The following is a 22693-nucleotide window of genomic DNA, read 5'->3' as shown; positions in this document are numbered from 1 at the left end:
AAGGGGACGAAAACAGGAAGGGGCGGAAACGGCCAAGAAGGGCGTGAAGGCGAGCATCAATGGCCAGGATGGTGGCATGGCATACCACGTCGACTCCGAGGCCGGTCGGCTGCGCCGCGTGATCCTGCACCGGCCCGACCTGGAGCTCAAAAGGCTCACCCCCAGCAACAAGGACGCCCTGCTGTTCGACGACGTGCTGTGGGTGCGCCGGGCGCGCGCCGAGCACGACGGGTTCGCCGACGTCCTGCGCGACCGCGGGGTCGCCGTGCACCTCTTCGGCGACCTGCTCGCGGAGGTGCTGGAGTTCCCGGCGGCGCGGGCGCTCGTCCTGGACCGGGTCTTCGACGAGAAGGAGTACGGCCCGCTGGCCACCGACCACCTCCGGGCCGCCTTCGAGTCCCTGCCCGCGCGCGAGCTGACCGAGGCCCTCGTCGGCGGCATGACCAAGCGGGAGTTCCTGGAGGCGCACGAGGAGCCGACCTCCGTGCGGTTCCATGTCATGGACCTCGACGACTTCCTGCTCAGGCCCCTGCCCAACCACCTCTTCACCCGCGACACCTCCGCCTGGATCTACGACGGCGTCTCCATCAACGCCATGCGCTGGCCGGCGCGGCAGCGCGAGACCGTGCACTTCGAGGCGATCTACCGGCACCACCCGCTCTTCCGCGACGAGATGTTCCACATCTGGTCCGAGGGGCAGGCCGACTACCCGTCCACCATCGAGGGCGGCGACGTCCTGGTCATCGGCAACGGCGCGGTCCTCATCGGCATGAGCGAGCGCACCACCCCGCAGGCCGTCGAGATGCTCGCGCACAAGCTGTTCGCCGCGGGGTCCGCGCAGACGATCGTCGCGCTCGACATGCCCAAGAAGCGCGCCCTGATGCACCTCGACACCGTGATGACCATGGTCGACGGCGATGTCTTCACCCAGTACGCGGGCCTCGGCATGCTCCGCTCGTACACCATCGAGCCGGGCGCCGCCGACAAGGAGCTGAAGGTCACCGACCACCCGCCGGAGCACATGCACCGCGCGATCGCCGCCGCCCTCGGGCTCAGCGAGATCCGCGTCCTGACCGCCACCCAGGACGTCCACGCGGCCGAGCGCGAGCAGTGGGACGACGGCTGCAACGTGCTCGCCGTCGAGCCCGGTGTCGTCGTCGCCTACGAGCGCAACGTCACCACCAACACCCATCTGCGCAAGCAGGGCATCGAGGTGATCGAGATCCCGGGCAGCGAGCTGGGGCGGGGCAGGGGTGGCCCGCGCTGTATGAGCTGTCCCGTCGAGCGTGAGGCGGTGTGACCGAGCGGACTGCATCGGCCCGCATACCGGACTGTATATAAATGCTGACCGTCGTATAGAATTCCAAGGTCCGTCCACCCGTACCCCTGGAGCGCCCCCATGGCGACAGTTCCGACCGCCCTCGCCGGCCGCCACTTCCTCAAGGAGCTTGACTTCACCGAGGAGGAGTTCCGCGGTCTGGTCGAGCTGGCCGCCGAGCTGAAGGCCGCCAAGAAGGCCGGGGCCGAGACGCAGTACCTGCGCGGCAAGAACATCGCACTGATCTTCGAGAAGACCTCGACGCGCACCCGCTGCGCGTTCGAGGTCGCCGCCGCCGACCAGGGCGCCCACACCACCTACCTCGACCCGTCCGGCTCGCAGATCGGGCACAAGGAGTCCGTGAAGGACACCGCCCGCGTCCTCGGCCGGATGTTCGACGGCATCGAGTACCGCGGGCACGGTCAGGGCGTGATCGAGGAGCTGGCCACCTACGCCGGAGTCCCCGTCTACAACGGCCTCACCGACGAGTGGCACCCCACCCAGATGCTCGCCGACGTGCTCACCATGACCGAGCACAGCGACAAGCCGCTGGCCGAGATCGCCTTCGCCTACCTCGGCGACGCCCGGTACAACATGGGCAACTCCTACCTGGTCACCGGCGCCCTGCTCGGCATGGACGTCCGGATCGTCGCGCCCAAGCTGCTGTGGCCGGACGAGACGATCATCGAGGTGGCCCGGCAGCTCGCCACGGCCTCCGGCGCCCGGATCACCCTCACCGACGATGTGAAGGACGGCGTGCGGGGCGCCGACTTCATCGCCACCGACGTCTGGGTCTCCATGGGCGAGCCCAAGGAGGTCTGGGACGAGCGCATCGCCCTGCTGGGCCCGTACGCCGTCACCATGGACGTGCTGCGCGCCACCGGCAACGACCAGGTGAAGTTCCTGCACTGCCTGCCGGCCTTCCATGACCTCGGCACCGCCGTGGGCCGCGAGATCCACGAGCGGCACGGACTGACCGAGCTGGAGGTGACCGACGAGGTGTTCGAGTCCGAGCACTCCGTCGTCTTCGACGAGGCCGAGAACCGGATGCACACGATCAAGGCGGTTCTCGTGGCCACCCTGGCGGGCGCGTCACACAGCCTTGCCTGACCCACCTCACCAGGCCTTATCCTGACCGGCGGCCCGGCGCCACCCCTGCCACGGCCGCCGCAGCGATCGACCAGTGATCGCGCCCGCACCACCAGAAACGAGCACCACCCGCATGCCCGCTCCCCGCATCAAGTCCCCCGGCGCGCTCATAGCCGAATCCGGCGCCGACCGCGAAGGCCACGGCCTCAAGCGCACGATGGGACTCTTCCAGCTGATCTGCTTCGGCGTCGGCGCCATCGTCGGTACCGGCATCTTCGTCGGCCTCTCCGACTCCGTCGCCCAGGCCGGCCCCGCCGTGGTCGTCTCCTTCGTCCTCGCCGCGATCACCTGCGTCTTCACCGCCCTCTCCTTCGCCGAGCTGGGCGGCGCGATCCCGGTCTCCGGCTCCTCGTACTCCTTCGCCTACGCGGGCCTCGGCGAGTCCACCGCCTTCCTGGTCGGCTGGTGCCTGCTGCTGGAGTACGGCATCTCCATCTCGGCGGTCGCGGTCGGCTGGAGCCAGTACGTCAACGAACTCCTGCACAGCCTCACCGGCTGGCAGCTTCCCGCCGTCCTCTCGGCCGGTCCGGGCGACGGCGGCGTCGTGAACCTCCCCGCCATGATCGTCATCGCGATGGCGTCCCTGCTGCTGGTGCGCGGGGTGCGCGAGAGCGCCCGGGCCACCGCCGCCATGGCGGCCGTGAAGCTCGTCATCCTCCTGGCCTTCTGCGCCATCGGCTACAGCGCCTTCAAGGACGGCAACCTCACCCCGTTCTCCCCGGCCGGCCTCGGCGGCATCGGCGCGGGCACCACCGCCGCGTTCTTCTCCTACATCGGCTTCGACGCGATCACCACGGCCGGTGAGGAGGCGAAGAACCCCCGCCGGGACATCCCGATCGCGATCCTGGTCTGCATGGGCCTGGTCACCCTCCTCTACTGCGCGGTCGCGGTCGCCGCGATCGGCGCCATCGGCGGCGACCAGGTCGCCGGCCGTCCCGCTGCCCTCTCCTACGTCGTCAACGAGGTCACCGGCTCCACCGTCGGCGGTGGGGTCATCGCCTTCGGCGCGGTCGTCGCCATCGCCTCCGTCGTCCTCGCGGTGATGTACGGCCAGACCCGCATCCTGATGTCGATGTCCCGGGACGGCCTGATCCCGCGGGTCTTCGAGAAGGTGTCGCCGCGGACCTCCACCCCGGTGGCCGGAACGGTCATCGTCGCGGTCGTCTTCGCGGTCCCGGCGGCCTTCGCCTCCCTGGACGCGGTGATGAACCTGTGCACCATCGGCACGCTCGCCATCATGGCCGTGGTCAACATCGCGGTGATCGCCCTGCGCCGCCGCGAGCCGGGCCTCGACCGCAGCTTCCGGGTGCCGCTCTACCCCGTCGGCCCGCTGCTCGGCGTCGCCTTCTGCCTGTACCTGATGTACGAGACCGGCTGGCAGACCTGGCTCCAGTTCGCGGTGTTCCTCGCGGTGGGCCTGCTCGTCTACGTCGCCTACGGCCGCCGGCACTCCACGCTGGCCCAGCCGTCCCGCGAGGTCACGCCGGACGCCGCTGACCAGGAATTGCAGGCAGTCTGAACCACACCGCCTTGCCCGACGGGGTCGGGCGGTGACCGCAGGACGAGCTGAGAGCGCGGATCAGCAGCAGACCGCGCCCTCCCTCCTGCCAGGGGTCGGGCTCCTCGATCACCGGACGGGTGAGATGGCCCGGCGGCGCCGGGTCCGGGTCGTGCACCTCGACCTGGCAGCCGCTCGGCAGCAGCTCGACCACCAGCTCTATCGGGCCACGCCCGTCGGTGTGCTCCACCGCGTTGGCGACCAGCTCGGCCGTCAGCAGCTCGGCGGTGTCGGGATCGGCCGCGTGCTCCACCTCGGCGAGGGCCGTTCGGACCAGGGCACGCGCCACGGGCACCGCCGCTGCGGTGTGCGGCAGCGGGATGCGCCAAGAGGCCGGTTGGGCGGGGCGTTGGTACAAGGCGAGTCCGTTCATGGAGCAGGCTGTCCTGCTTTCAACCTCAGAAATGGTACGGGCCCGGCCACAGGGACCGTCGTCGGGCACCGCTCGGGACCTTCGGCCCCGGTACCGGGCGGCTTACCCGGCTGAACGTCCCGCCTCGCCCGGCTGTGCCCACTGTTACGACGCTGTGGACGATCAGTGACGCGCGTGACGGGACCCGGCCATCCAGAGGCGCGCTGTCGCGCCCTCGTGACGACAGTCACAAACACGTGTTAACTTCGTGGGGAGCGCTGCGTGAGGCACCACCCCCCTAGGAGGCCGCACGTCATGAGTCCCTTCACCGGCTCCGCCGCCCGCACCTCCGACTGGGAGCACCTGCGGGTCCAGCTCGCCGACGGGGTGGCCACCGTCACCCTCGCCCGCCCCGACAAACTCAACGCCCTCACCTTCGGCGCCTACGCCGACCTGCGCGATCTGCTCGCCGAGCTGAGCCGGGAGCGGTCGGTCCGCGCCCTCGTCCTGGCCGGCGAGGGGCGCGGCTTCTGCTCCGGCGGCGACGTGGACGAGATCATCGGCGCCACCCTGTCCATGGACACCGCCCAGCTGCTCGACTTCAACCGGATGACCGGTCAGGTGGTACGGGCGATCCGCGAATGCCCGTTCCCGGTGATCGCCGCCGTCCACGGCGTGGCGGCCGGCGCGGGCGCGGTCCTGGCCCTGGCGTCCGACTTCCGGGTCGCGGACCCCTCGGCCCGCTTCGCCTTCCTCTTCACCCGCGTCGGCCTCTCCGGCGGCGACATGGGCGCGGCGTACCTGCTGCCCCGGGTCGTCGGCCTAGGTCATGCGACCCGCCTCCTGATGCTCGGCGAGCCGGTACGCGCACCCGAGGCCGAGCGCATCGGCCTGATCAGCGAACTGACGGAGGAGGGCCGCGCGGACGAGGCGGCTTCGGAGCTGGCCCGCCGCTTGGCAGACGGCCCGGCTTTGGCGTACGCCCAGACGAAGGCCCTGCTCACGGCAGAACTGGACATGCCCTTGGCGGCATCGGTGGAACTGGACGCCTCGACCCAGGCGCTGCTGATGAACGGCGAGGATTACGCCGAGTTCCACGCGGCATTCACGGAGAAGCGCCCGCCGAAGTGGAGGGGGCGGTAACCATGCCCACTCAAGGCCGACGCATCGCGATCATCGGCGGAGGCCCCGGCGGCCTGTACGCGGCAGCGTTGCTGAAACGACTGGACCCCTCCCGCGAAGTCACCCTCTGGGAACGCAACGCCCCCGACGACACCTTCGGCTTCGGAGTGGTCCTCTCGGACGAGACCCTGGGCGGTATCGAACACGCCGACCCCGTGGTCTACGCGGCCCTACAGAAGGACTTCACCCGCTGGGACGACATCGACATCGTCCATCGAGGCACCCGCCACACCTCCGGAGGACACGGTTTCGCGGCCCTCGGCAGGAAACGCCTCCTCCAAATCCTGCACGACCGCTGCCGCACCCTCGGCGTGGACATCCGCTTCCGCACTGAGGCCCCGAACCCCGACCACCTCTCGGCGACCCACGACCTGCTCATCGCCGCCGACGGAGTCCACAGCACCACCCGCCAGACCTACGCCGATGTGTTCCGTCCCCATGTGACCGAACACCACTGCCGCTACATCTGGCTGGCCACCGACTTCGCCTTCGACGCCTTCCGCTTCGAGATCGCCGAGACCGAACACGGTGTGATGCAGCTGCACGGCTACCCGTACGCACCCGACGCCTCCACCGTGATCATCGAGATGCGCGAGGAGGTCTGGCGCGCGGCGGGATTCGACGAAGCCACCCCGCAGGAGTCCATCGAGCGCTGCACCAAGATCTTCGCGGAAGCGCTCCGCGGACGACCCCTGCGCTCCAACAAGTCCACCTGGACCACCTTCCGTACGGTGGTCAACGACCGCTGGTCCCACGGCAACGTCGTCCTCCTCGGGGACGCGGCCCACACCGCCCACTTCTCCATCGGCTCCGGCACCAAGCTCGCCGTGGAGGACGCGCTGGCCCTGGCGGCCTGCCTGGAGGAACAGCCCGACGTGCCACGGGCGCTCGCGGCGTACGAGGAGGAGCGCAAGCCCGTCGTCGCCTCCACCCAGCGGGCCGCCCGGGCGAGCCTGGAGTGGTTCGAGAACCTGCGGCGCCACCTCGACCAGCCGCCCCGCCAGTTCGCCTTCAACCTCCTCACCCGCAGCCGCCGCGTCACCCACGACAACCTGCGGCTGCGCGACGCCCGCTTCACCGAGGCCGTCGAGCGCGAGTTCGGCTGCCCGCCCGGCACACCCCCGATGTTCACCCCGTTCCGGCTGCGCGGCCTGACCCTGCGCAACCGGGTCGTCGTGTCCCCGATGGACATGTACTCGGCCGTGGACGGCGTCCCGGGCGACTTCCACCTGGTCCACCTCGGCGCCCGCGCCCTCGGCGGGGCGGGTCTGGTGATGACGGAGATGGTGTGCGTGAGCGAGGAGGGCCGGATCACCCCCGGCTGCACCGGCCTCTACACCGGCCGCCAGGCGGACGCCTGGAAGCGGATCACCGACTTCGTGCACACCCAGGCACCGGGTACGGCGATCGGTGTGCAGCTCGGGCACTCCGGCCGCAAGGGCTCGACGAAGCTGATGTGGGAGGGCATGGACGAGCCGCTCCCCGACGGCAACTGGCCGCTGGTGGCCGCCTCCCCGCTGCCGTACAAGCCGGACAGCCAGACCCCGCGCCAGCTCTCCAGGGCCCAACTCACCGACATCCGCGAACAGTTCTCGGCGGCCGCCTGGCGGGCCGCCCGCGCCGGTTTCGACCTGCTGGAACTGCACTGCGCGCACGGCTACCTGCTCTCCGGCTTCCTCTCCCCGCTCACCAACCGGCGCACCGACGCCTACGGCGGCTCGCTGGAGAAGCGGCTGAGGTTCCCGCTGGAGGTGTTCGACGCCGTACGCGGGGTGTGGCCGGACGAGAAACCCCTGACCGTGCGCATCTCGGCCACCGACTGGGCCGAGGGCGGCACCACCGCCGAGGACGCGGTCGAGATCGCCCGGGCCTTCGCCGCGCACGGCGCCGACGCGATCGACGTGTCGACGGGACAGGTGGTGGCCGAGGAGCGGCCGGAGTTCGGGCGGTCGTACCAGACGCCGTTCGCCGACCGCATCCGGCACGAGGCCGGCGTCCCGGTGATCGCGGTCGGCGCGATCTCCTCCTGGGACGACGTCAACTCCCTGATCCTGGCCGGGCGTACGGACCTGTGCGCCCTGGCCCGGCCACACCTGTACGACCCGCACTGGACCCTGCACGCGGCCGCCGAGCAGGGCTACGACGGCCCCGGCATCACCTGGCCCGCGCCCTACCGGGCGGGCAGCCGCCGCCCGCAGACCGGCCGCACGGACGCCCCGAAACCCCGCCTGACGCTCGGCGGCTGAGGCTCGTCTGCTGTACTCGCGTGCGACACGGCGAGACGACGGAGAGACCATGAGCACGCTGTACGACTACTTCTGGGCGGCCGACCGGGCCACGGCGGTCGACTGGGCGGTCGGCCCGGACGGGGACTGGCGCAGCGGAGGGTCGCTGGAGGAGGCGTGCGCGGACCGGCTGGAGGTCAAGGGCCTGGACCCGAACGTGGTGCTGGGCAAGCTGGTCTCCTTCGCCGCCGGCATACCGTTCGGCAGCGTCGTGGACCCCGAACTGGTCTGGCCCGACCCGGTGGAGTGGCCGTACGGCCGGCAGGCGCCACCCGGCACGGCGTCCCCCTGGGAGAGCGGCCTCATCCTCCAGGAGCTTCCCGAGAGCTGGCGGGACGCCCTCGCCGGGGTCGTGGAGGACGCCGTGCCCATGCTCGCCCTCCAGTGGTGGGACATCGAGGAGACCCGCTTCGCCGACTACCTGCACGCCGAGGAAAGCGTCCGCACGTTCGTCGGCATGGCCCGCCGGGCCAGGTCGGCCGGTGCGCGGCTGTACTGCTCCTGCTACGTGTGACCGGCCGCGCGGCCCGGACAGCCTGCCCCCCGCTTGGTCACACCCCTTCCACGTGATTCGCACGGTTCCTGAACCGACCTGTTATCGGCGGCTGCCTAGGTTCTTTCGAGCCATTCGGAAGACGCACAGGGATCGAGACTCAGATGACTGACACCAGGCCGCTGCCCGAGCCCCCGGGATACGGCTACGACCCCTCTCCGCGCCCGGGCACCCAGCGTGCCGCGCTGGTCATCCACACGATCGCCGACGTCGCGGCGGCGTTCCTGGGGCTGTGGATCGCGCTGTACCTGCTGGAGGCCAACCACGCGAACGTCTTCGTCGGGTTCGTGGAAGGTGTGGCGGACACATTGGCCTGGTGGTCGCAGGACATCTTCACGATGGACACGGAGAACCTTCGGGTGCTCCTCAACTACGGTCTGCCCGCGGTGATCTACCTCGTGGTCGGGCACGGCATCGCGATGCGGCTGCGCCGCTTCTGAGTCACCGGCCGCTCACGCCGCTCCCGCGAACCCCGCCCCCGCGTCCCGCAGCCGCTCGTGCAGCCCGCGGAACACCTGGGCCGAGCGGACGCCCGGCCAGTCGGTGGGGAGGAGGTGGGTGGGGAGGCCGGGGTCGGTGTAGGGGAGGTGGCGCCAGGAGTCGAGGGCGAGGAGGTAGTCGCGGTAGGCCTCCTCGGGCGGGGTGTCCGTGCGGTGTTCCCAGGCGCGCAGGACGGGTGCGTGGGCGTCCAGGAAGCGCTCGTGTTCCTTGGCGATCGCCGCGAGGTCCCACCAGCGGGTGACGGCCTCGGGCGTGGCGGCGAAGCCGAGGTGTTCGCCGCGGAAGAGGTCCACGTAGGGGTCGAGGCGGAGCCGGCGCAGGGTGTGCCGCGTCTCCTCGTAGAGCCGGGCCGGGGCGATCCACACCCCGGGGGCCGCCGTGCCGAAGCCCAGGCCGGCCAGCCGGGAGCGCAGGACGTGCCGTTTCTGCCGCTCCGACTCGGGGACGGAGAAGACCGCCAGGACCCAGCCCTCGTCCTCGGGCGGGGCCGTCGCGTAGATACGGCGGTCGCCGTCGTCCAGCAGCTGGCGGGCCTCGGGGGAGAGTGCGTACCCGGCGGCCCCGGTCTCGGTGCGGGCCGGCAGCAGCAGGCCGCGGCGTTTGAGCCGGGACACCGAGGAGCGTACGGAGGGGGCGTCCACCCCGACCGCGGCCAGGAGCCGGATCAGCTCGGCGACGGGCACCGGGCCGGGCATGAAGCGGCCGTACGCGCCGTAGAGCGTGACGATGAGGGACCTGGGGGCGTGCTGCTCGGACACGTTGATCATTTTAAGTCGTCGGCATCACTGCTGGTCGCCTCCGGTCCGCAGCCGGAACCGCTGCAGCTTGCCGGTGGCCGTACGGGGCAGTGAGTCGAGGAAGACGAACTCGCGCGGGCATTTGTAGGGCGCCAGTTCGGACGTCAGGAAGGTGCGCAGGGGTTCCGGGTCGTGCGGTGCCCCGTCCCGCAGGACCGTGTAGGCGACCACCACCTGGCCCCGCGCCTCGTCGGGGCGGCCGACGACCGCCGTCTCGACCACGTCCGGGTGGCGCAGCAGCGCGTCCTCCACCTCCGGTCCGGCGATGTTGTAGCCAGCGGAGATGATCATGTCGTCGGCGCGGGCCACGTAGCGGAAGTAGCCGTCGCTCTCGCGGACGTAGGTGTCGCCGGTGATGTTCCAGCCGCCGCGCACGTACTCCCGCTGCCGCGGGTCGGAGAGGTAGCGGCAGCCGACCGGGCCGCGGACCGCGAGCAGGCCGGGCTCGCCGTCGGGCACCGGGTCGCCGTCGGCGTCCTGGACGCGCGCCTGCCAGCCCGGCACCGGGACGCCCGTGGTGCCGGGTCTGATCCGCTCGTCGGCGGCGGAGACGAAGATGTGCAGCAGCTCGGTGGCGCCGATGCCGTTGATGAGGCGCAGCCCGGTGCGCTCCTGCCAGGCCCGCCAGGTGGCCGCGGGCAGGTTCTCGCCGGCCGACACACAGCGCCGCAGGGACGAGGTGTCGTACCTGGCCAGGTCGTCGAGCATCGCCCGGTAGGCGGTCGGCGCGGTGAACAGGACCGAGACCCGGTGCTCGGCGACGGCGGGCAGCAGCTGGCGGGGACCGGCCTGTTCGAGCAGGAGGGAACTGGCGCCGGCGCGCAGCGGGAAGACCACCAGGCCGCCGAGGCCGAAGGTGAAGCCGAGCGGGGGACTGCCGGCGAAGACATCGTCCTCATGGGGGCGCAGCACATGTCGGGAGAAGGTGTCGGCTATGGCCAGCACATCCCGGTGGAAGTGCATGCACCCTTTCGGGCGACCCGTGGTGCCCGAGGTGAACGCGATCAGGGCCACGTCGTCGGAGGCGGTGTCGACCGCCGGGTAGGGGGTGCCGGGCGCGGGCAGGTGCAGCAGGTCGTCGGGCCCGTCACCGCCGTACGTGGTGATGCGCAGGCCCGGGATCCCTGCTTTCGCCAGGTCGTCCACGGCCCGGATGTCGCACAGGGCGTGCCTCACCTGGGCGATCTCGCACACCGTGGCCAGCTCGTGCGGACGCTGTTGGGCCAGCACGGTGACCGCGACCGCGCCCGCCTTCAGCACGGCCAGCCAGCAGGCGGCCAGCCAGGGGGTGGTGGGGCCGCGCAGCAGGACGCGATTGCCGGGTACGACGCCCAGCTCGCCGGTGAGGACGTGCGCGATGCGGTCGACGCGGGCGCGCAGGTCGCCGTAGGTCCAGCTGGGACCGTCCGGGGTGTGGAAGGCCGGGCGGGCGGGGTCGGTGCCGCCGAGCAGCTCGACGGCGCAGTTCAGCCGTTCGGGGTAGCTCAGCTCCGGCAGCTCGAAACACAGCTCGGGCCACTCGTCCGGCGGCGGAAGGTGGTCGCGCGCGAAGGTGTCGACATGGGCCGAGAGATGCATGGCGCCCCCTTTGCCGGGTTGGCTCGTGGTGGCCTAGCACAAGGAGCGTATCGTGTTGGTGACGACAGTCAATGGAGCGCGATACGGTCGGGTGACAGCACGGGAGAGGGGACCGGCGATGCCTGCATTCTCACTCGGACCGGAACAAGTCGCCTGGTGTGCCGAGCTGCGCACCCTGGCCGCGGAACGGCTGCGCCCGCTCGCCGAGAAGGCCGAGCCCGGGCGGGTCGACCGGCCGCTGGTCGCGGAACTCGGGCGGCTGGGGCTGCTGTCCCGGCTGTTCGCCTCCGGCGCCCTGGACCTCTGCCTGATGCGGGAGTCCCTGGCCTACGCCTGCACAGAGGCCGAGACCGCCCTCGCCCTGCAGGGCCTGGGCGCCCACCCCGTCCACGCGCACGGCACCCCGGCCCAGCGGGAGCGCTGGCTGCCCCGCGTGACCGACGGCACCGCGGTGGCCGCGTTCGCGCTCAGCGAGCCGGGGGCGGGGTCGGACGCGGCGGCCCTCGCTCTGGCGGCCGAGCCGGACGGCGGTTCCGGCTGGCGGCTCACCGGGCGCAAGTGCTGGATCTCCAACGCCCCCGAGGCCGACTTCTACACGGTCTTCGCGCGCACCACCGCCGACGCCGGCGCCCGTGGCGTGACCGCCTTCCTCGTCCCCGCCGACCGGCCCGGCCTCACCGGCTCCGCCCTGGAGATGCTCTCCCCGCACCCCATCGGCAGTCTCGACTTCGACGCCGTACCCGTGACCCAGGACGACGTGCTCGGGGAGGCCGACCGCGGTTTCCGGGTCGCGATGGGCACGCTCAACCTCTTCCGGCCGAGCGTCGGCGCCTTCGCCGTCGGCATGGCCCAGGCGGCGCTCGACGCGACGCTCGCCCACACCGCCCGGCGGGACGCCTTCGGCGGCAAGCTGATGGACCTTCAGTCCGTCGCCCACCAGGTGGCCGAGATGGCCCTGCGCACGGAGGCGGCCCGGCTGATGGTGTACGCGGCGGCGACGGCGTACGACGAGAGCGCCCCGGACGTGCCCAAGCGGGCCGCGATGGCGAAGCTGCTGGCCACCGAGGCCGCGCAGTACGTCGTCGACGCGGCCGTCCAGCTGCACGGAGCGCGGGCGCTGGAGCGGGGCCATCTGCTCGAACACCTCTACCGCGAGGTGCGCGCCCCGCGGATCTACGAGGGCGCGAGCGAGGTCCAACGGGGCATCATCGCCAAGGAGTTGTACGCCACCGCCACCCGGGAGGACCGACCGTGACGACCGAGCGCATCAACCCGCCGGAGCTGTCCCCGCCCACGGGCTTCTCGCACGCCGTCGTCGCCGTCGGCTCCCGTGTGGTGTTCCTGGCCGGCCAGACCGCCCTCGACGCCGACGGCAAGGTCACCGGCGCCACGCTCCCCGAGCAGTTCGAGAAGGCGCTCACCAACCTCCTCACCGCACTCGGCGCGGCCGGCGGCACCCCCGCCGACCTCGCCCGCGTCACCGTCTACGCCACCGACGTCGCCGCCTACCGCACCCACGCCCGTCAACTGGGCGGCATCTGGCGGCAGTTGGCGGGCCGGGACTATCCGGCGATGGCGGTCGTGGAGGTCGTACGGCTGTGGGACGAGCAGGCGCTGGTGGAGCTGGACGGGTTCGCGGTGCTGCCGTAGCCGGTCAGGTCAGGGCCGGTCAGGCCGCCACGGCGAGCCGGCCCGCGGGAACCCGGCGGGGCGGGACCACGCGGCCGTCCGCGAGCAGCTCCCCGCTGTCGTCGAAGCGGATCGAGCCGTCGCAGAGCAGGGCCCAGCCCTGTTCGGGGTGGGCGGACACGGTGTGCGGGGTGCCGGTGTCGGACGCGGCGCACGAGATTTCGTAGGAGCACATGGCGCACCTCCACAGCGGATGTGAGGGGGCGGACCGGTTCGGCCGCCGCCCGTCATGGATAGACCATGCTCCCGGCGTGAACGCCCCGGAACCGCCCGCCGTGAAGCGTGACAACATGCGGACAACTCCCGGACGGTTCCATGACGCGCCACCGAAGGGGTGACGATCACGCCCGGCGGCACGGCCGCCCGGTACCAGTGGAAGCCCCCACCCCCACGGAACCGGGAGGTTTCCCATGCCCGTACGCCCCGCCCTCGCCGCCGCACTCGGTGCCGCGGCGCTGCTGTGTGCCGCCGCCGGCCCGGCCACCGCCGACGCGAGCGAGACCGTCACCGTCGCCCCCACCGGCCGGATCGCCGCCGACGGCACCATCACGCTCTCCGGCACCTACCGCTGCACCGGCAACACCGGACCGGTCTTCGTCAGCTCCTCGGTCAGCCAGGACGACCCCCGGCTCAAGCACGGCATCGGCGGCAGCGCCGCCCTGTGCGACGGCGCCGAGCACCCCTGGCAGAACTCCGGCAAGGTCTCGGCCGACTCCCTCAGGGCCGGCACGGCCCATGTGGAGGCCACCCTCATGGAGCTGCGCCCCTCGGGCATCGTCCCGCTGCCCGCCTTCCACGCGATCCAGGAGCAGGACGTCACCCTCGTCCAGGAGTGACACCCACGCCGAACGGCCCGGCACCCGTCCAGGTACGTGTGCCGGGCCGCTCGGTCCTGTCGTCAGGAGTCAGGAGTCAGGAGTCAGGAGCGCTGCCAGCTGTGGGGGGCGTGGAAGGCGTGCGGGCGCCAGGACGTGGTGCCGGGGGAGGCGGGCTCGGCGCCGGATCCGGCCAGGGCGGTGCGGCTGAGCAGCAGCACCGCGAGGGCGGCCAGCTCCTCCTCGGTGGCCTCGCCCTTCTCGACGCGGATGGGGGCTGTGGGGGATACGGACATGGGGACCTCCGTCACTGAGGGGGGTTGCCGTGCTTGCGGGCGGGGCGTTCGGCGTGCTTGGTACGCAGCATCGCCAGCGCGCCGATGAGGACGCGGCGGGTGTCGGCCGGGTCGATCACGTCGTCCACCAGGCCGCGCTCGGCGGCGTAGTACGGGTGCATCAGCTCGGCCTTGTACTCCTTGACCAGCTCGGCACGCTTGGCCTCGGGGTCGTCGGCCTCGGCGATCTGGCGGCGGAAGATGACGTTCGCGGCACCCTCCGCGCCCATCACCGCGATCTCGTTGGTGGGCCAGGCGTAGGTGAGGTCGGCGCCGATCGACTGGGAGTCCATGACGATGTAGGCGCCGCCGTACGCCTTGCGCAGGATCAGGGAGATGCGGGGCACGGTCGCGTCGCAGTAGGCGTAGAGCAGCTTCGCGCCGTGGCGGATGATGCCGCCGTGCTCCTGGCCGACGCCGGGGAGGAAGCCGGGGACGTCGAGCAGGGTGACGATCGGGATGCTGAACGCGTCGCACAGCTGCACGAAGCGCGCCGCCTTCTCGGACGCCTCGATGTCCAGGACGCCGGCCAGGCTCTGCGGCTGGTTGGCGACGATCCCGACCACCTGGCCGTCGAGGCGGGCCAGCGCACAGATGATGTTCCGCGCCCAGCGCTGGTGGACCTCCAGGTACTCGCCGTCGTCGACGATCTCCTCGATGACCTTGGCCATGTCGTACGGCCGGTTGCCGTCGACCGGCACCAGGTCGGCCAGCGACTCGCAGACCCGGTCGGCCGGGTCGTCGCAGGGCACCGCCGGCGGGGTCTCGCGGTTGTTGCGGGGGAGGAGGGACAGCAGATAGCGGACCTCCTCCAGGCAGGTCTCCTCGTCGTCGTACGCGAAGTGGCACACGCCGCTGGTCTCCGCGTGCACGTCGGCGCCGCCCAGGCCGTTCTGGGTGATCTCCTCGCCGGTGACCGCCTTGACCACGTCCGGTCCGGTGATGAACATCTGGGAGGTCTCGCGGACCATGAACACGAAGTCGGTGAGCGCGGGGCTGTAGGCGGCACCTCCGGCGCACGGGCCGAGCATCACGCTGATCTGCGGGATGACCCCGGACGCCGCCGTGTTGCGCCGGAAGATGCCGCCGTAGCCCGCGAGGGCGGTGACGCCCTCCTGGATGCGGGCGCCGGCGCCGTCGTTCAGGGAGACCAGGGGCGCGCCCGCCGCGAGGGCCATGTCCATGATCTTGTGGATCTTGGCGGCGTGGGCCTCGCCCAGCGCACCGCCGAAGATCCGGAAGTCATGGGCGTAGACGAAGACGGTACGGCCCTCGACCGTGCCCCAGCCGGTGACGACACCGTCGGTGTACGGCTTCTTCGCCTCCAGGCCGAAGCCGGTCGCCCGGTGCCGGCGCAGCGGCTCGACCTCCTGGAAGGAGCCCTCGTCGAGGAGCAGGCCGATCCGTTCGCGCACGGTGAGCTTGCCCTTGGCCTTCTGGGCGGCCGTCGCCTTCTCACCGGGGCCGGCGAGGACGCTCTCGCGTATGCCGGCCAGTTCCTCGACGTGGGACCTCATGTCTCCCCCTGCTTCCCTGAAGTGACGGAACGTCAGTTGCCGAGCCGGCGCAGCCCGCTCGACTGGAGCGCGGCGAACGCCCCTACGACCGCTGCCTGCAGCACGGTCCACACCGTGCCGACGATGTTCGGGCCGAACCAGCCGAAGACCGCGGTGGCGACGGACGCCACCGTCCACAGCGCGTTGGCCTCGATGACCGCCTTGGTGGCGGCCGTGCCCGGGACCGGGCGGCTCGCCAGCAGCGCCACGAGGCCGCCGTACAGCGTGAGGAACACGCCGATGCCCCGCAGGAACCCGGTCCCGAGGCCGAGCAGGTCGCCCACCGGGCCCGCGGCGAGCAGGTAGATCAGGCCGTTGGCGGCGGTCACGGCCGCGTCCAGCGCGAGGAAGGTCCGTAACGGGCGCGCCGCGGCGGCACGGGTGGGCGCATGCGTCGCCGCGTGTGCCGGGGTCTGGCTCGTGGTCATGGGGCCTCCGTAGGTAGGGGGTCTGATTCCACTTGCCCGTCGAGCGTGCCAAGGCGGACTGACCGGTGGCTGACGGAAGGCTTACGCGGTCCGGCTCGCGCCGTCCTCAAGTCGCCCGGCTGTCAGGCGGGTTGCAGCCGCAGGTCTCCGGTGAGCGCGGGGTCGTGGGAGAGGATCGCGCTCTCCACCCGGCGCAGGGCGGGGGAGGGCTGGATGCCGAGTTCGTCGTCGAGGTGGCGGCGCATCCGGCGGAAGACGTCGAGGGCGTCGGCCTGCCGTCCCGAGCCGTACAGGGCGATCATCAGCTGCTCGCAGAACCGTTCCCGCAGGGGGTGGTTGGTGTGCGCCTCCGTCAGCTCCGCGAGCACGGCGGAATGCCGGCCGAGCCGCAGCTCGGCGTCGAAGCGCAGCTCCATGGCCCGCATCCGGTACTCCTCGTAGCGGGCGCCCGCCAGCTGGCACAACGTCCCGCCGGCGAAGCCGCCGAAGACGGGGCCGCGCCACATCCCGAGCGCGTCGCCCAGCAGCCGTGCGGTGCGGGCTGCGTCGTCCGGCGCGGCGGACTCGGCCAGCCGCACCGCCCTGATGAACTCGGCCGCGTCCAGCTCGCCCTCCCCGACGCCGAGCCGGTACCCGGAGGGGTGCATGGTCACCCGGGAGGCCGGCCGGTCCGGCTCCAGGTCGCGGAGTCTGCGGCGCAGCCGGCTGACATGGGCCTGGAGCGCGTTGGCCTGGTTGTCGGGGACGGCGTCCCCCCACATCTCCTCGGCCAGGCTCTCCCCGGACACCGGCTGGCCCTCGCTGACCAGCAGCGTCTGCACGAGAGTGCGCTGCAGATCGCCGGAGATGTCCGCCGGGCCGAACGCGGTGAGTATCTGCAGTGCACCGAGAACGGAGAACCTCAGCATGTATTCCCCCCTTGGTGAAAAATCCTGGCGAAGGTGTTTCTTTCTGGGGTCGGGCCGCGGTGAAAGAAAGGGTGACCGAACGCGCCACGCCCCGGCGGGCGTCTGCTTCCTCGACGACCCGCCGGGGCGGTTGCTCCGCCGGGACGGGGGGCGGCCGGCGGTCCTGGGACAACCGGTGCCGAGCCGCCATTGGCGCAGCACCGGGTGGGAAAAGCTCGTTCCGCACGACGTCGGTGAATTCGAGGTCACCGTGTACGGAATTCCGGTCGAGCACCACATTGGCACCACTCGCTGACGGAATGCTGACACGCTTCTGACACCGGCAATGAATTCCTTGTGGCCCTTTTCCCGGGCCTCCTCTCGGTGCTGTACTCCCTTCGATGGAAAACGCTCCCGAAAGGGGTACGGGAATGACCGCGACCACCACCGAAACCAGCACGGACAACCCGCTTCTCGACGCCGTACGCACCCACACGGCAAGCGAGAACCCGAGTTCGTTCCTGGCGCTCAACAGCGGAAACAGTACGTTCACCGTCCCGGACGCGGACGGTGTCGTCGTCTACCGTCGCACCGGCCGCTACGCCGTGCAGTTCGGCGGCCCCTTCGCTGCCGAGCAGGACTACGGCACCCTCCTGGCGGCCTTCCGGCAGTACGTCCGTGACGAGGGCCTCACTCTCGTCGGCGTCCAGCTCCAGCGCGCCGACGCCGAGCGCTACGCCGCGCTCGGCCTCACCGTCAACCAGGTCGGCGCCTCCTGGGCGGTGAGCCTGCCGGAGTTCACCCTGCGCGGCACCAAGTTCATGCAGCTGCGCAACAAGATCTCCCGCGCCCACCGCAACGGCCTGCAGATCCAGGAGGCCGACGCGGCCGACGTGCGGGACGCCATCGCCGCCATCGACCAGGCCTGGCTCGGCTCCAAGGGCGGCGCCCAGCAACTGGAGTTCCTCGTCGGCCAGATCGGCGGCGAAGCCCAGGAGCACCGCCGGCTCTTCATCGGCACCATCGACGGCGCCCCCGTCGCGTACATCTCGTACTCGCCGGTGTACGGCAGCCGGGCCGGCTGGATGCACGACCTCAGCCGCCGGATCCCCGAAGGCTCCCCGGGCCTGATGGAGGCCATCAACGCGCACGCCATCGAGGTGTTCCGGGCCGAGGGCGTCGAGTGGCTGCACTTCGGGTTCACGCCGTTCACCGGCCTGGACGCGAGCCACGAACTCGACGGCCACAGCCCCGCGTTCCAGTGGCTGATGCACGCCCTGTGGGCCGAGGGCGCGGCGCTGTACCCGGCGCAGACGCAGCTGTCGTACAAGCAGAAGTGGGCCCCCGACGTGGTGATCCCCGAGTACGTCGCCTTCGACGGCCCGCAGGCCTCACTGCCCGGCTTCGCGCACATCTTCCGTGCCTGCAACGCCTTTTGACGCACCGCCACAACGACAGGAGACCGACATGAGCCAGTCCACCGAGGAACTCCAGCACGCCATGGTCGAGCAGCTGATGGCCGTCATCGGCGCCCCCGACGACCAGGCGGTCGCCGAGGCGGCCGACGCGGTCGTCCGCGCCCTGGACGAGCGGCTGAACGCCGGGGCGGCTGCCTGAACCCGGCACGGCACGTCCGATCAGAGAGACATCAGTGTCACATCAGCGCTCCACGGAACGCTGGACACACGTTCGCCCGGCGGTCCGGGCCCGGGAGCACCGCACTGTGCCCCCGTCTCCTCGGTCCGCCGGGCGGGCACCCCGCACGCGGGAGCCTTGTCGACTCGCGGCGCCCGCAGGTCCGCGGGGCAGCGGCGCCGCCGCCCGATCCGGGCACTTCTCCCAAGGAGAGCAACGCATGCAGCGTCCGCACACACAAGAAGCCGGGGCACTCGCCGCCGGTGGAGGCGCCGGCGCCGGGCAGCGCTCCGGTGCCTCGGCGACCTTCGCCGAGCTGCTCAAACGGGTCAAGGCCGAGGGCCTCCTCGACCTCGACCCCCGTTACTACGTGGGCAGGCTGGCCCTCAACACCACCCTGCTGCTGATCGGGTTCGCCGCCTTCTTCGAGCTGGGCGACTCCTGGTGGCAGCTGGTCACGGCCGTGTGGATGGGCCTGTGCGGCGGCCAGTCGGCGTTCATGTGGCACGACGCCGGCCACAAGGCGATGTTCCGCAGCAAGAAGGCCGCCTCCGCGGTCGGCTACGTCCACGCCAACCTGGTCAACGGGGTCAGCTACGGCTGGTGGGTCAACCACCACAACCGGCACCACAGCAACCCCAACCACCTGGACATGGACCCGGACATCGGCCGGCGCACCGCCATCTTCGACCTCAAGCAGTACCCGAGCCGCAAGGGCACCCAGAAGTTCGTCGTGCGCTACCAGAGCGTGCTGTTCTTCGTGCTGCTGGTGCTCGAAGGCTTCAAGATGCTGCGGACCGCCGTCCTGTCGATCGTCCAGGGCAAGACCAAGCGGCCCGCCCTGGAGACGTTCCTCATCGTGCTGCGCGCCGCCGTCTACCTCGGCCTCGTCTTCACCGTGCTGTCCCCGGGCCTCGCGGTCGCCTTCATCCTGGTCCAGCACGCCGCCCTCGGCGTCTACTTCGGGATGATCTTCGCCCCGAACCACAAGGGCATGGACGTCCGCGACGGCGAGGAGGAGACCCTGGACTGGCTGGAGCGCCAGGTCCTCACCTCCCGCAACATCCGCCCCAACTGGCTCGTCGACTTCCTCTACGGCGGCCTCAACTACCAGGTCGAGCACCACCTGTTCCCGGCCATGCCGCAGAAGAACCTGGGTCGCGCCCGGGAGCTGACCATGGAGTACTGCGCCGAGCGCGGGGTGCCGTACCACGAGGTCGGGTTCTGGGCCTCGTACCGCGAGGTCGCCGCCTACCTGCACGAGGTCAGCGCGCCGGTGCGCCGCGGCGACGTGGCGGAGCAGCTCCGCCGCCGGGCCATGGAAGAAGTGGCCTGACCTCCCCCCACTCCCTTACTCACACCGCTACTTCCCCCACACCCCCCACATCCCCCACACCCCGGCCCCCGGGCCGCACGCCCGGGCCGGCCGGTGGCCCGGGCGGTTCCTTCCCGGAAGCGACGGGGGCGTTCGCAAGGAGTCCCCAAAGGAGCCAGCCCCATGTCCCAGACCACCGCGGCGGCGGGCGGTGTCACCGCTCCCGCCTCGATCGGGGTCCGCCTGGACCGTATGCCGATCACTCCCCTGCACCGAAGACTCACCGCGGTCATCGGCGTCGGCCTGTTCTTCGACACCTTCGAGAACAACCTTTCGGGCACCATCGGCAAGGTGCTGCAGAGCGACTTCGGCTTCGGCGCCACCTCGCTCAAACTCACCCTGGCCTCCGTGTTCGTCGGCCAGTTCATCGGTTCCCTGACGCTCGGCCGGATCGCCGACCGGTTCGGCCGGCGCCGGGCCTTCCTCGTCAACCTCGCCATCTACTCCGTCTTCTCGCTGCTCGGCGCCTTCTCGCCGAACGCAACGTGGCTGATCGTCACCCGCTTCCTCGCCGGGATCGGCATCGGCGCCGAACAGGCCCTGTCCGACTGCTACCTGGCCGACGTGCTGCCCGCGAGGAAGCGCGGCCGGTTCATCGCCTCGGCCTACACCCTCGCCTTCTGCGGAGTGCCCGCGGTGGGCTTCGCCGCGTTGTGGCTGGTGCCGCTGACCCCGCTGGGCGTGGCCGGCTGGCGCTGGCTGTTCGTGCTCGGCGCGCTGGGCTCGGCCGTGGTGTGGGTGCTGCGCCGGCAGCTGATCGAGTCCCCGCGCTGGCTGGCCGCGACCGGCAAGGCCGCCGAGGCCGAGCGGCTGGTGGCCCGGATGGAGGCGGAGGCGGCGGGCCGTGGGCTGCCGCTGGAGACGCCCGGGCCGGAGCCCGAGGAGTCCGCGGACCACTCCCGGCTGCGTGACGTCTTCCGCCCCGGCATGCTCCGCCGCACCCTCGTGCTCTGGCTGTTCTGCGTGCTGTCGGTCATCGGCTACTACGGCTTCGGCACACTCGCCCCGCAGATCGTCGCCGCCAAGGGCTACGGCATCGTCGCCGGCCTCGGCTTCACGGCGCTGTCCTTCCTCGGCTACCCGGTGGGCTCCGCGCTCGCCCTGCCCGTCGTGGACCGCGTCGAGCGGCGCACCCTGATCGCGCTGTCGGCGGCCGCGATGGTCCTGGCCGGACTCGGCTTCGCCTACGCCGGCTCGGCCGCGCTGATCGTCACCAGCGGCTTCGCCTACACGCTGTGCAGCAACGTCTTCTCCAGCGTCTCGCACGTCTACCTGTCCGAGCAGTACCCCACCGCGATCCGGGCCACCGCCTCCGGCGCCGCCTACTCGCTGTCCAAGCTCAGCGCCGCCGCACTGCCGTTCGTGCTGCTGCCGGTCCTGGAGGCGCACGGACCCGGCGCCCTGTTCGCCGTCATCGCCGCGGCCATGGCTCTCCTCGCCGCCACCGTGCTGACCCTGGGCGAGCGCACCACCGGCCGGCCGGTCCGTTGAACTCACCTGTTTATAGAAGGAGTTGAGCATGGCCTACGTCATCGGACTGCCCTGCGTCGACGTCAAGGACCGCTCCTGCATCGACGAATGCCCCGTGGACTGCATCTACGAGGGCCGACGCGCCCTGTACATCCACCCGGACGAATGCGTGGACTGCGGCGCCTGCGAACCGGTGTGCCCGGTCGACGCCATCTACTTCCAGGACGACCTGCCCGAGGAGTGGGGCGACGGCCACGCGGCCTCCAACGCCGCCTTCTTCGAGAGCCTCGGCGAACCCGGTGGCGGCAGCGCCCTCGGCCCCCAGGACCATGACTCCCCGCTGGTCAGCGCCCTGCCGAAGGGGGTGTCGGTGGCATGAGCGGCATCCTCGCCGGCAAGCGGATCCTGGTGACCGGGGTCGTCACGGACGCCTCCATCGCCTTCCACGCGGCCCGGATCGCCCAGGAGGAGGGCGCCGAGGTCCTGCTGACCGGCTTCGGCCGGCTCACCCTGATCGAGCGCTTCGCGTCCCGGCTGCCCAAGCCCGCCCCCGTCATCGAGCTGGACGTCACCGACCAGGGCCACCTGGACACCCTCGCCGACCGGATCGGCGAGCACGTCGACTCCCTCGACGGCGTCGTCCACTCCATCGCCTACGGCCCCCAGGGCGCCTTCTCCTTCCTGGACGGCACCTGGGACGACGTGTCGACGGCCGTGCACGTCTCGGCGTACTCCCTGAAGTCCCTGACCACGGCCTGCCTGCCACTGCTGGAGCGGCGCGGCGGCTCGGTCGTGGGCCTCACCTTCGACGCGACGGTCGCCTGGCCGCACTACGACTGGATGGGCGTCGCCAAGGCCGCCCTGGAGTCCACCAGCCGCTACCTCGCCCGAGACCTCGGCCCCCGCGGCATCCGCAGCAACCTCGTCGCGGCCGGCCCCCTGCGCTCCATGGCCGCCAAGTCCATCCCCGGCTTCTCCCACCTGTCCGACGTCTGGGAGACCGAACGGGCCCCGGCCGGCTGGGACCTCACCGACCCCGACCCGGCCGCTCGCGCGGTCGTGGCCCTGCTGTCGGACTTCTTCCCGCGTACGACGGGCGAGATCGTGCACGTGGACGGCGGGGTGCACATGATGGGGGCGTGAGCGACGGACCACGACGGGGCGGGAGCCGAGGCCGCACACCTCGATCCCGCCTCCCGAGTCTTGAGACACGCTTTACGCAACGCATGC

General features: G+C 71.4%; 24 protein-coding genes. 16 read left to right on the top strand and 8 right to left on the bottom strand.

Translation table 11 applies throughout. From position 1 onward, the window contains the following. Positions 1-76 precede the first annotated feature (76 nt). From BEK98_RS11295 to BEK98_RS11285, 3 genes are all read left to right on the top strand, one after another. The gene (locus tag BEK98_RS11295) at positions 77-1300 is read left to right on the top strand and encodes an arginine deiminase (RefSeq protein WP_094216320.1); all 1224 of its coding nucleotides are present in this window, start codon (positions 77-79) and stop codon (positions 1298-1300) included. A 99-nt stretch (positions 1301-1399) separates the two neighbouring features. Then, positions 1400-2428, top strand: a complete 1029-nt coding sequence (gene argF / locus BEK98_RS11290; RefSeq protein WP_094216319.1) for an ornithine carbamoyltransferase — start codon at positions 1400-1402, stop codon at positions 2426-2428. A 112-nt stretch (positions 2429-2540) separates the two neighbouring features. Continuing rightward, the gene (locus BEK98_RS11285; protein WP_094216318.1) at positions 2541-3986 is read left to right on the top strand and encodes an amino acid permease; all 1446 of its coding nucleotides are present in this window, start codon (positions 2541-2543) and stop codon (positions 3984-3986) included. On the opposite strand, the gene BEK98_RS11280 is transcribed toward BEK98_RS11285, so the two are convergent. Continuing rightward, a complete protein-coding gene (locus BEK98_RS11280) occupies positions 3946-4398 on the bottom strand; it encodes an ATP-binding protein (RefSeq protein ID WP_094216317.1) in 453 nt (150 codons plus the stop codon). The two genes, BEK98_RS11285 and BEK98_RS11280, sit on opposite strands and share 41 nt — an antisense overlap. A gap of 294 nt (positions 4399-4692) precedes the next feature. Here BEK98_RS11280 and BEK98_RS11275 point away from each other — a divergent pair, with 294 nt between their 5' ends. The 4 genes from BEK98_RS11275 (at position 4693) to BEK98_RS11260 (ending at position 8837) form a co-directional block, all read left to right on the top strand. Continuing rightward, positions 4693-5520, top strand: a complete 828-nt coding sequence (locus BEK98_RS11275; protein ID WP_094216316.1) for an enoyl-CoA hydratase family protein — start codon at positions 4693-4695, stop codon at positions 5518-5520. 2 nt (positions 5521-5522) lie between these two features. Next, a complete protein-coding gene (locus BEK98_RS11270; protein ID WP_094216315.1) occupies positions 5523-7805 on the top strand; it encodes a bifunctional salicylyl-CoA 5-hydroxylase/oxidoreductase in 2283 nt (760 codons plus the stop codon). A 49-nt stretch (positions 7806-7854) separates the two neighbouring features. Beyond that, the gene (locus BEK98_RS11265) at positions 7855-8358 is read left to right on the top strand and encodes a hypothetical protein (protein WP_094216314.1); all 504 of its coding nucleotides are present in this window, start codon (positions 7855-7857) and stop codon (positions 8356-8358) included. Between the two features lie 143 nt (positions 8359-8501). Further along, entirely contained in the window at positions 8502-8837 is a 336-nt protein-coding gene (locus BEK98_RS11260) for a hypothetical protein (protein WP_094216313.1), read from the top strand. Between the two features lie 12 nt (positions 8838-8849). Here BEK98_RS11260 and BEK98_RS11255 read toward each other — a convergent pair whose 3' ends face one another. Beyond that, positions 8850-9665, bottom strand: a complete 816-nt coding sequence (locus tag BEK98_RS11255) for a PaaX family transcriptional regulator (protein WP_094216312.1) — start codon at positions 9663-9665, stop codon at positions 8850-8852. A 15-nt stretch (positions 9666-9680) separates the two neighbouring features. After that, a complete protein-coding gene (locus BEK98_RS11250; protein WP_094216311.1) occupies positions 9681-11273 on the bottom strand; it encodes an AMP-binding protein in 1593 nt (530 codons plus the stop codon). A 118-nt stretch (positions 11274-11391) separates the two neighbouring features. On the opposite strand from BEK98_RS11250, the gene BEK98_RS11245 reads away from it, so the two are divergent. Both BEK98_RS11245 and BEK98_RS11240 read left to right on the top strand, forming a co-directional pair. After that, a complete protein-coding gene (locus BEK98_RS11245) occupies positions 11392-12528 on the top strand; it encodes an acyl-CoA dehydrogenase family protein (protein ID WP_094216310.1) in 1137 nt (378 codons plus the stop codon). Beyond that, the gene (locus BEK98_RS11240) at positions 12525-12923 is read left to right on the top strand and encodes a RidA family protein (RefSeq protein ID WP_094216309.1); all 399 of its coding nucleotides are present in this window, start codon (positions 12525-12527) and stop codon (positions 12921-12923) included. Before BEK98_RS11245 ends, BEK98_RS11240 begins: the two co-directional genes overlap by 4 nt. A gap of 19 nt (positions 12924-12942) precedes the next feature. Here the strand turns inward: BEK98_RS11240 and BEK98_RS11235 are convergent, their stop codons facing one another. Further along, on the bottom strand, positions 12943-13137 hold the full coding sequence (locus tag BEK98_RS11235) for a DUF5999 family protein (RefSeq protein WP_094216308.1): 195 nt from the start codon (positions 13135-13137) through the stop codon (positions 12943-12945). Positions 13138-13372: 235 nt separating this feature from the next. Here BEK98_RS11235 and BEK98_RS11230 point away from each other — a divergent pair, with 235 nt between their 5' ends. Continuing rightward, a complete protein-coding gene (locus BEK98_RS11230; RefSeq protein ID WP_094216307.1) occupies positions 13373-13798 on the top strand; it encodes a DUF6299 family protein in 426 nt (141 codons plus the stop codon). A gap of 83 nt (positions 13799-13881) precedes the next feature. Here the strand turns inward: BEK98_RS11230 and BEK98_RS11225 are convergent, their stop codons facing one another. From BEK98_RS11225 to BEK98_RS11210, 4 genes are all read right to left on the bottom strand, one after another. Further along, positions 13882-14073, bottom strand: a complete 192-nt coding sequence (locus BEK98_RS11225) for an acyl-CoA carboxylase epsilon subunit (RefSeq protein ID WP_094216306.1) — start codon at positions 14071-14073, stop codon at positions 13882-13884. 11 nt (positions 14074-14084) lie between these two features. Then, the gene (locus BEK98_RS11220; RefSeq protein WP_094216305.1) at positions 14085-15629 is read right to left on the bottom strand and encodes an acyl-CoA carboxylase subunit beta; all 1545 of its coding nucleotides are present in this window, start codon (positions 15627-15629) and stop codon (positions 14085-14087) included. Positions 15630-15661: 32 nt separating this feature from the next. After that, positions 15662-16096 carry a hypothetical protein gene (locus tag BEK98_RS11215; RefSeq protein ID WP_094216304.1) on the bottom strand — a complete coding sequence of 145 codons (435 nt, stop codon included), beginning with the start codon at positions 16094-16096 and terminating at the stop codon, positions 15662-15664. A 122-nt stretch (positions 16097-16218) separates the two neighbouring features. Then, positions 16219-17004 (bottom strand): AfsR/SARP family transcriptional regulator, encoded by a 786-nt coding sequence (locus BEK98_RS11210; RefSeq protein ID WP_094216303.1) that lies wholly within the window; start codon positions 17002-17004, stop codon positions 16219-16221. Positions 17005-17414: 410 nt separating this feature from the next. Here BEK98_RS11210 and BEK98_RS11205 point away from each other — a divergent pair, with 410 nt between their 5' ends. From BEK98_RS11205 to fabI, 6 genes are all read left to right on the top strand, one after another. Continuing rightward, positions 17415-18422 carry a DUF2156 domain-containing protein gene (locus BEK98_RS11205; RefSeq protein WP_094216302.1) on the top strand — a complete coding sequence of 336 codons (1008 nt, stop codon included), beginning with the start codon at positions 17415-17417 and terminating at the stop codon, positions 18420-18422. A 28-nt stretch (positions 18423-18450) separates the two neighbouring features. Continuing rightward, positions 18451-18600: a hypothetical protein gene (locus BEK98_RS48935; protein WP_167444137.1), complete on the top strand. Its 150-nt coding sequence runs from the start codon at positions 18451-18453 to the stop codon at positions 18598-18600. A gap of 238 nt (positions 18601-18838) precedes the next feature. Beyond that, complete coding sequence (locus BEK98_RS11200; RefSeq protein WP_094216301.1) at positions 18839-19954, top strand: fatty acid desaturase family protein; 1116 nt, start codon at positions 18839-18841, stop codon at positions 19952-19954. Between the two features lie 162 nt (positions 19955-20116). Further along, on the top strand, positions 20117-21484 hold the full coding sequence (locus BEK98_RS11195; RefSeq protein ID WP_094216300.1) for an MFS transporter: 1368 nt from the start codon (positions 20117-20119) through the stop codon (positions 21482-21484). 28 nt (positions 21485-21512) lie between these two features. Further along, complete coding sequence (fdxA, locus tag BEK98_RS11190) at positions 21513-21842, top strand: ferredoxin (RefSeq protein ID WP_094216299.1); 330 nt, start codon at positions 21513-21515, stop codon at positions 21840-21842. Next, a complete protein-coding gene (gene fabI / locus BEK98_RS11185) occupies positions 21839-22606 on the top strand; it encodes an enoyl-ACP reductase FabI (RefSeq protein WP_094216298.1) in 768 nt (255 codons plus the stop codon). Before fdxA ends, fabI begins: the two co-directional genes overlap by 4 nt. The last annotated feature ends 87 nt before the right edge of the window (positions 22607-22693 follow it).

The organism is Streptomyces diastatochromogenes, from assembly GCF_002242805.1.
Lineage (GTDB): Bacteria > Actinomycetota > Actinomycetes > Streptomycetales > Streptomycetaceae > Streptomyces > Streptomyces diastatochromogenes.
Note: the sequence above shows the minus strand (reverse complement) of the source record. Positions and strands in the feature narration are given on the sequence as shown.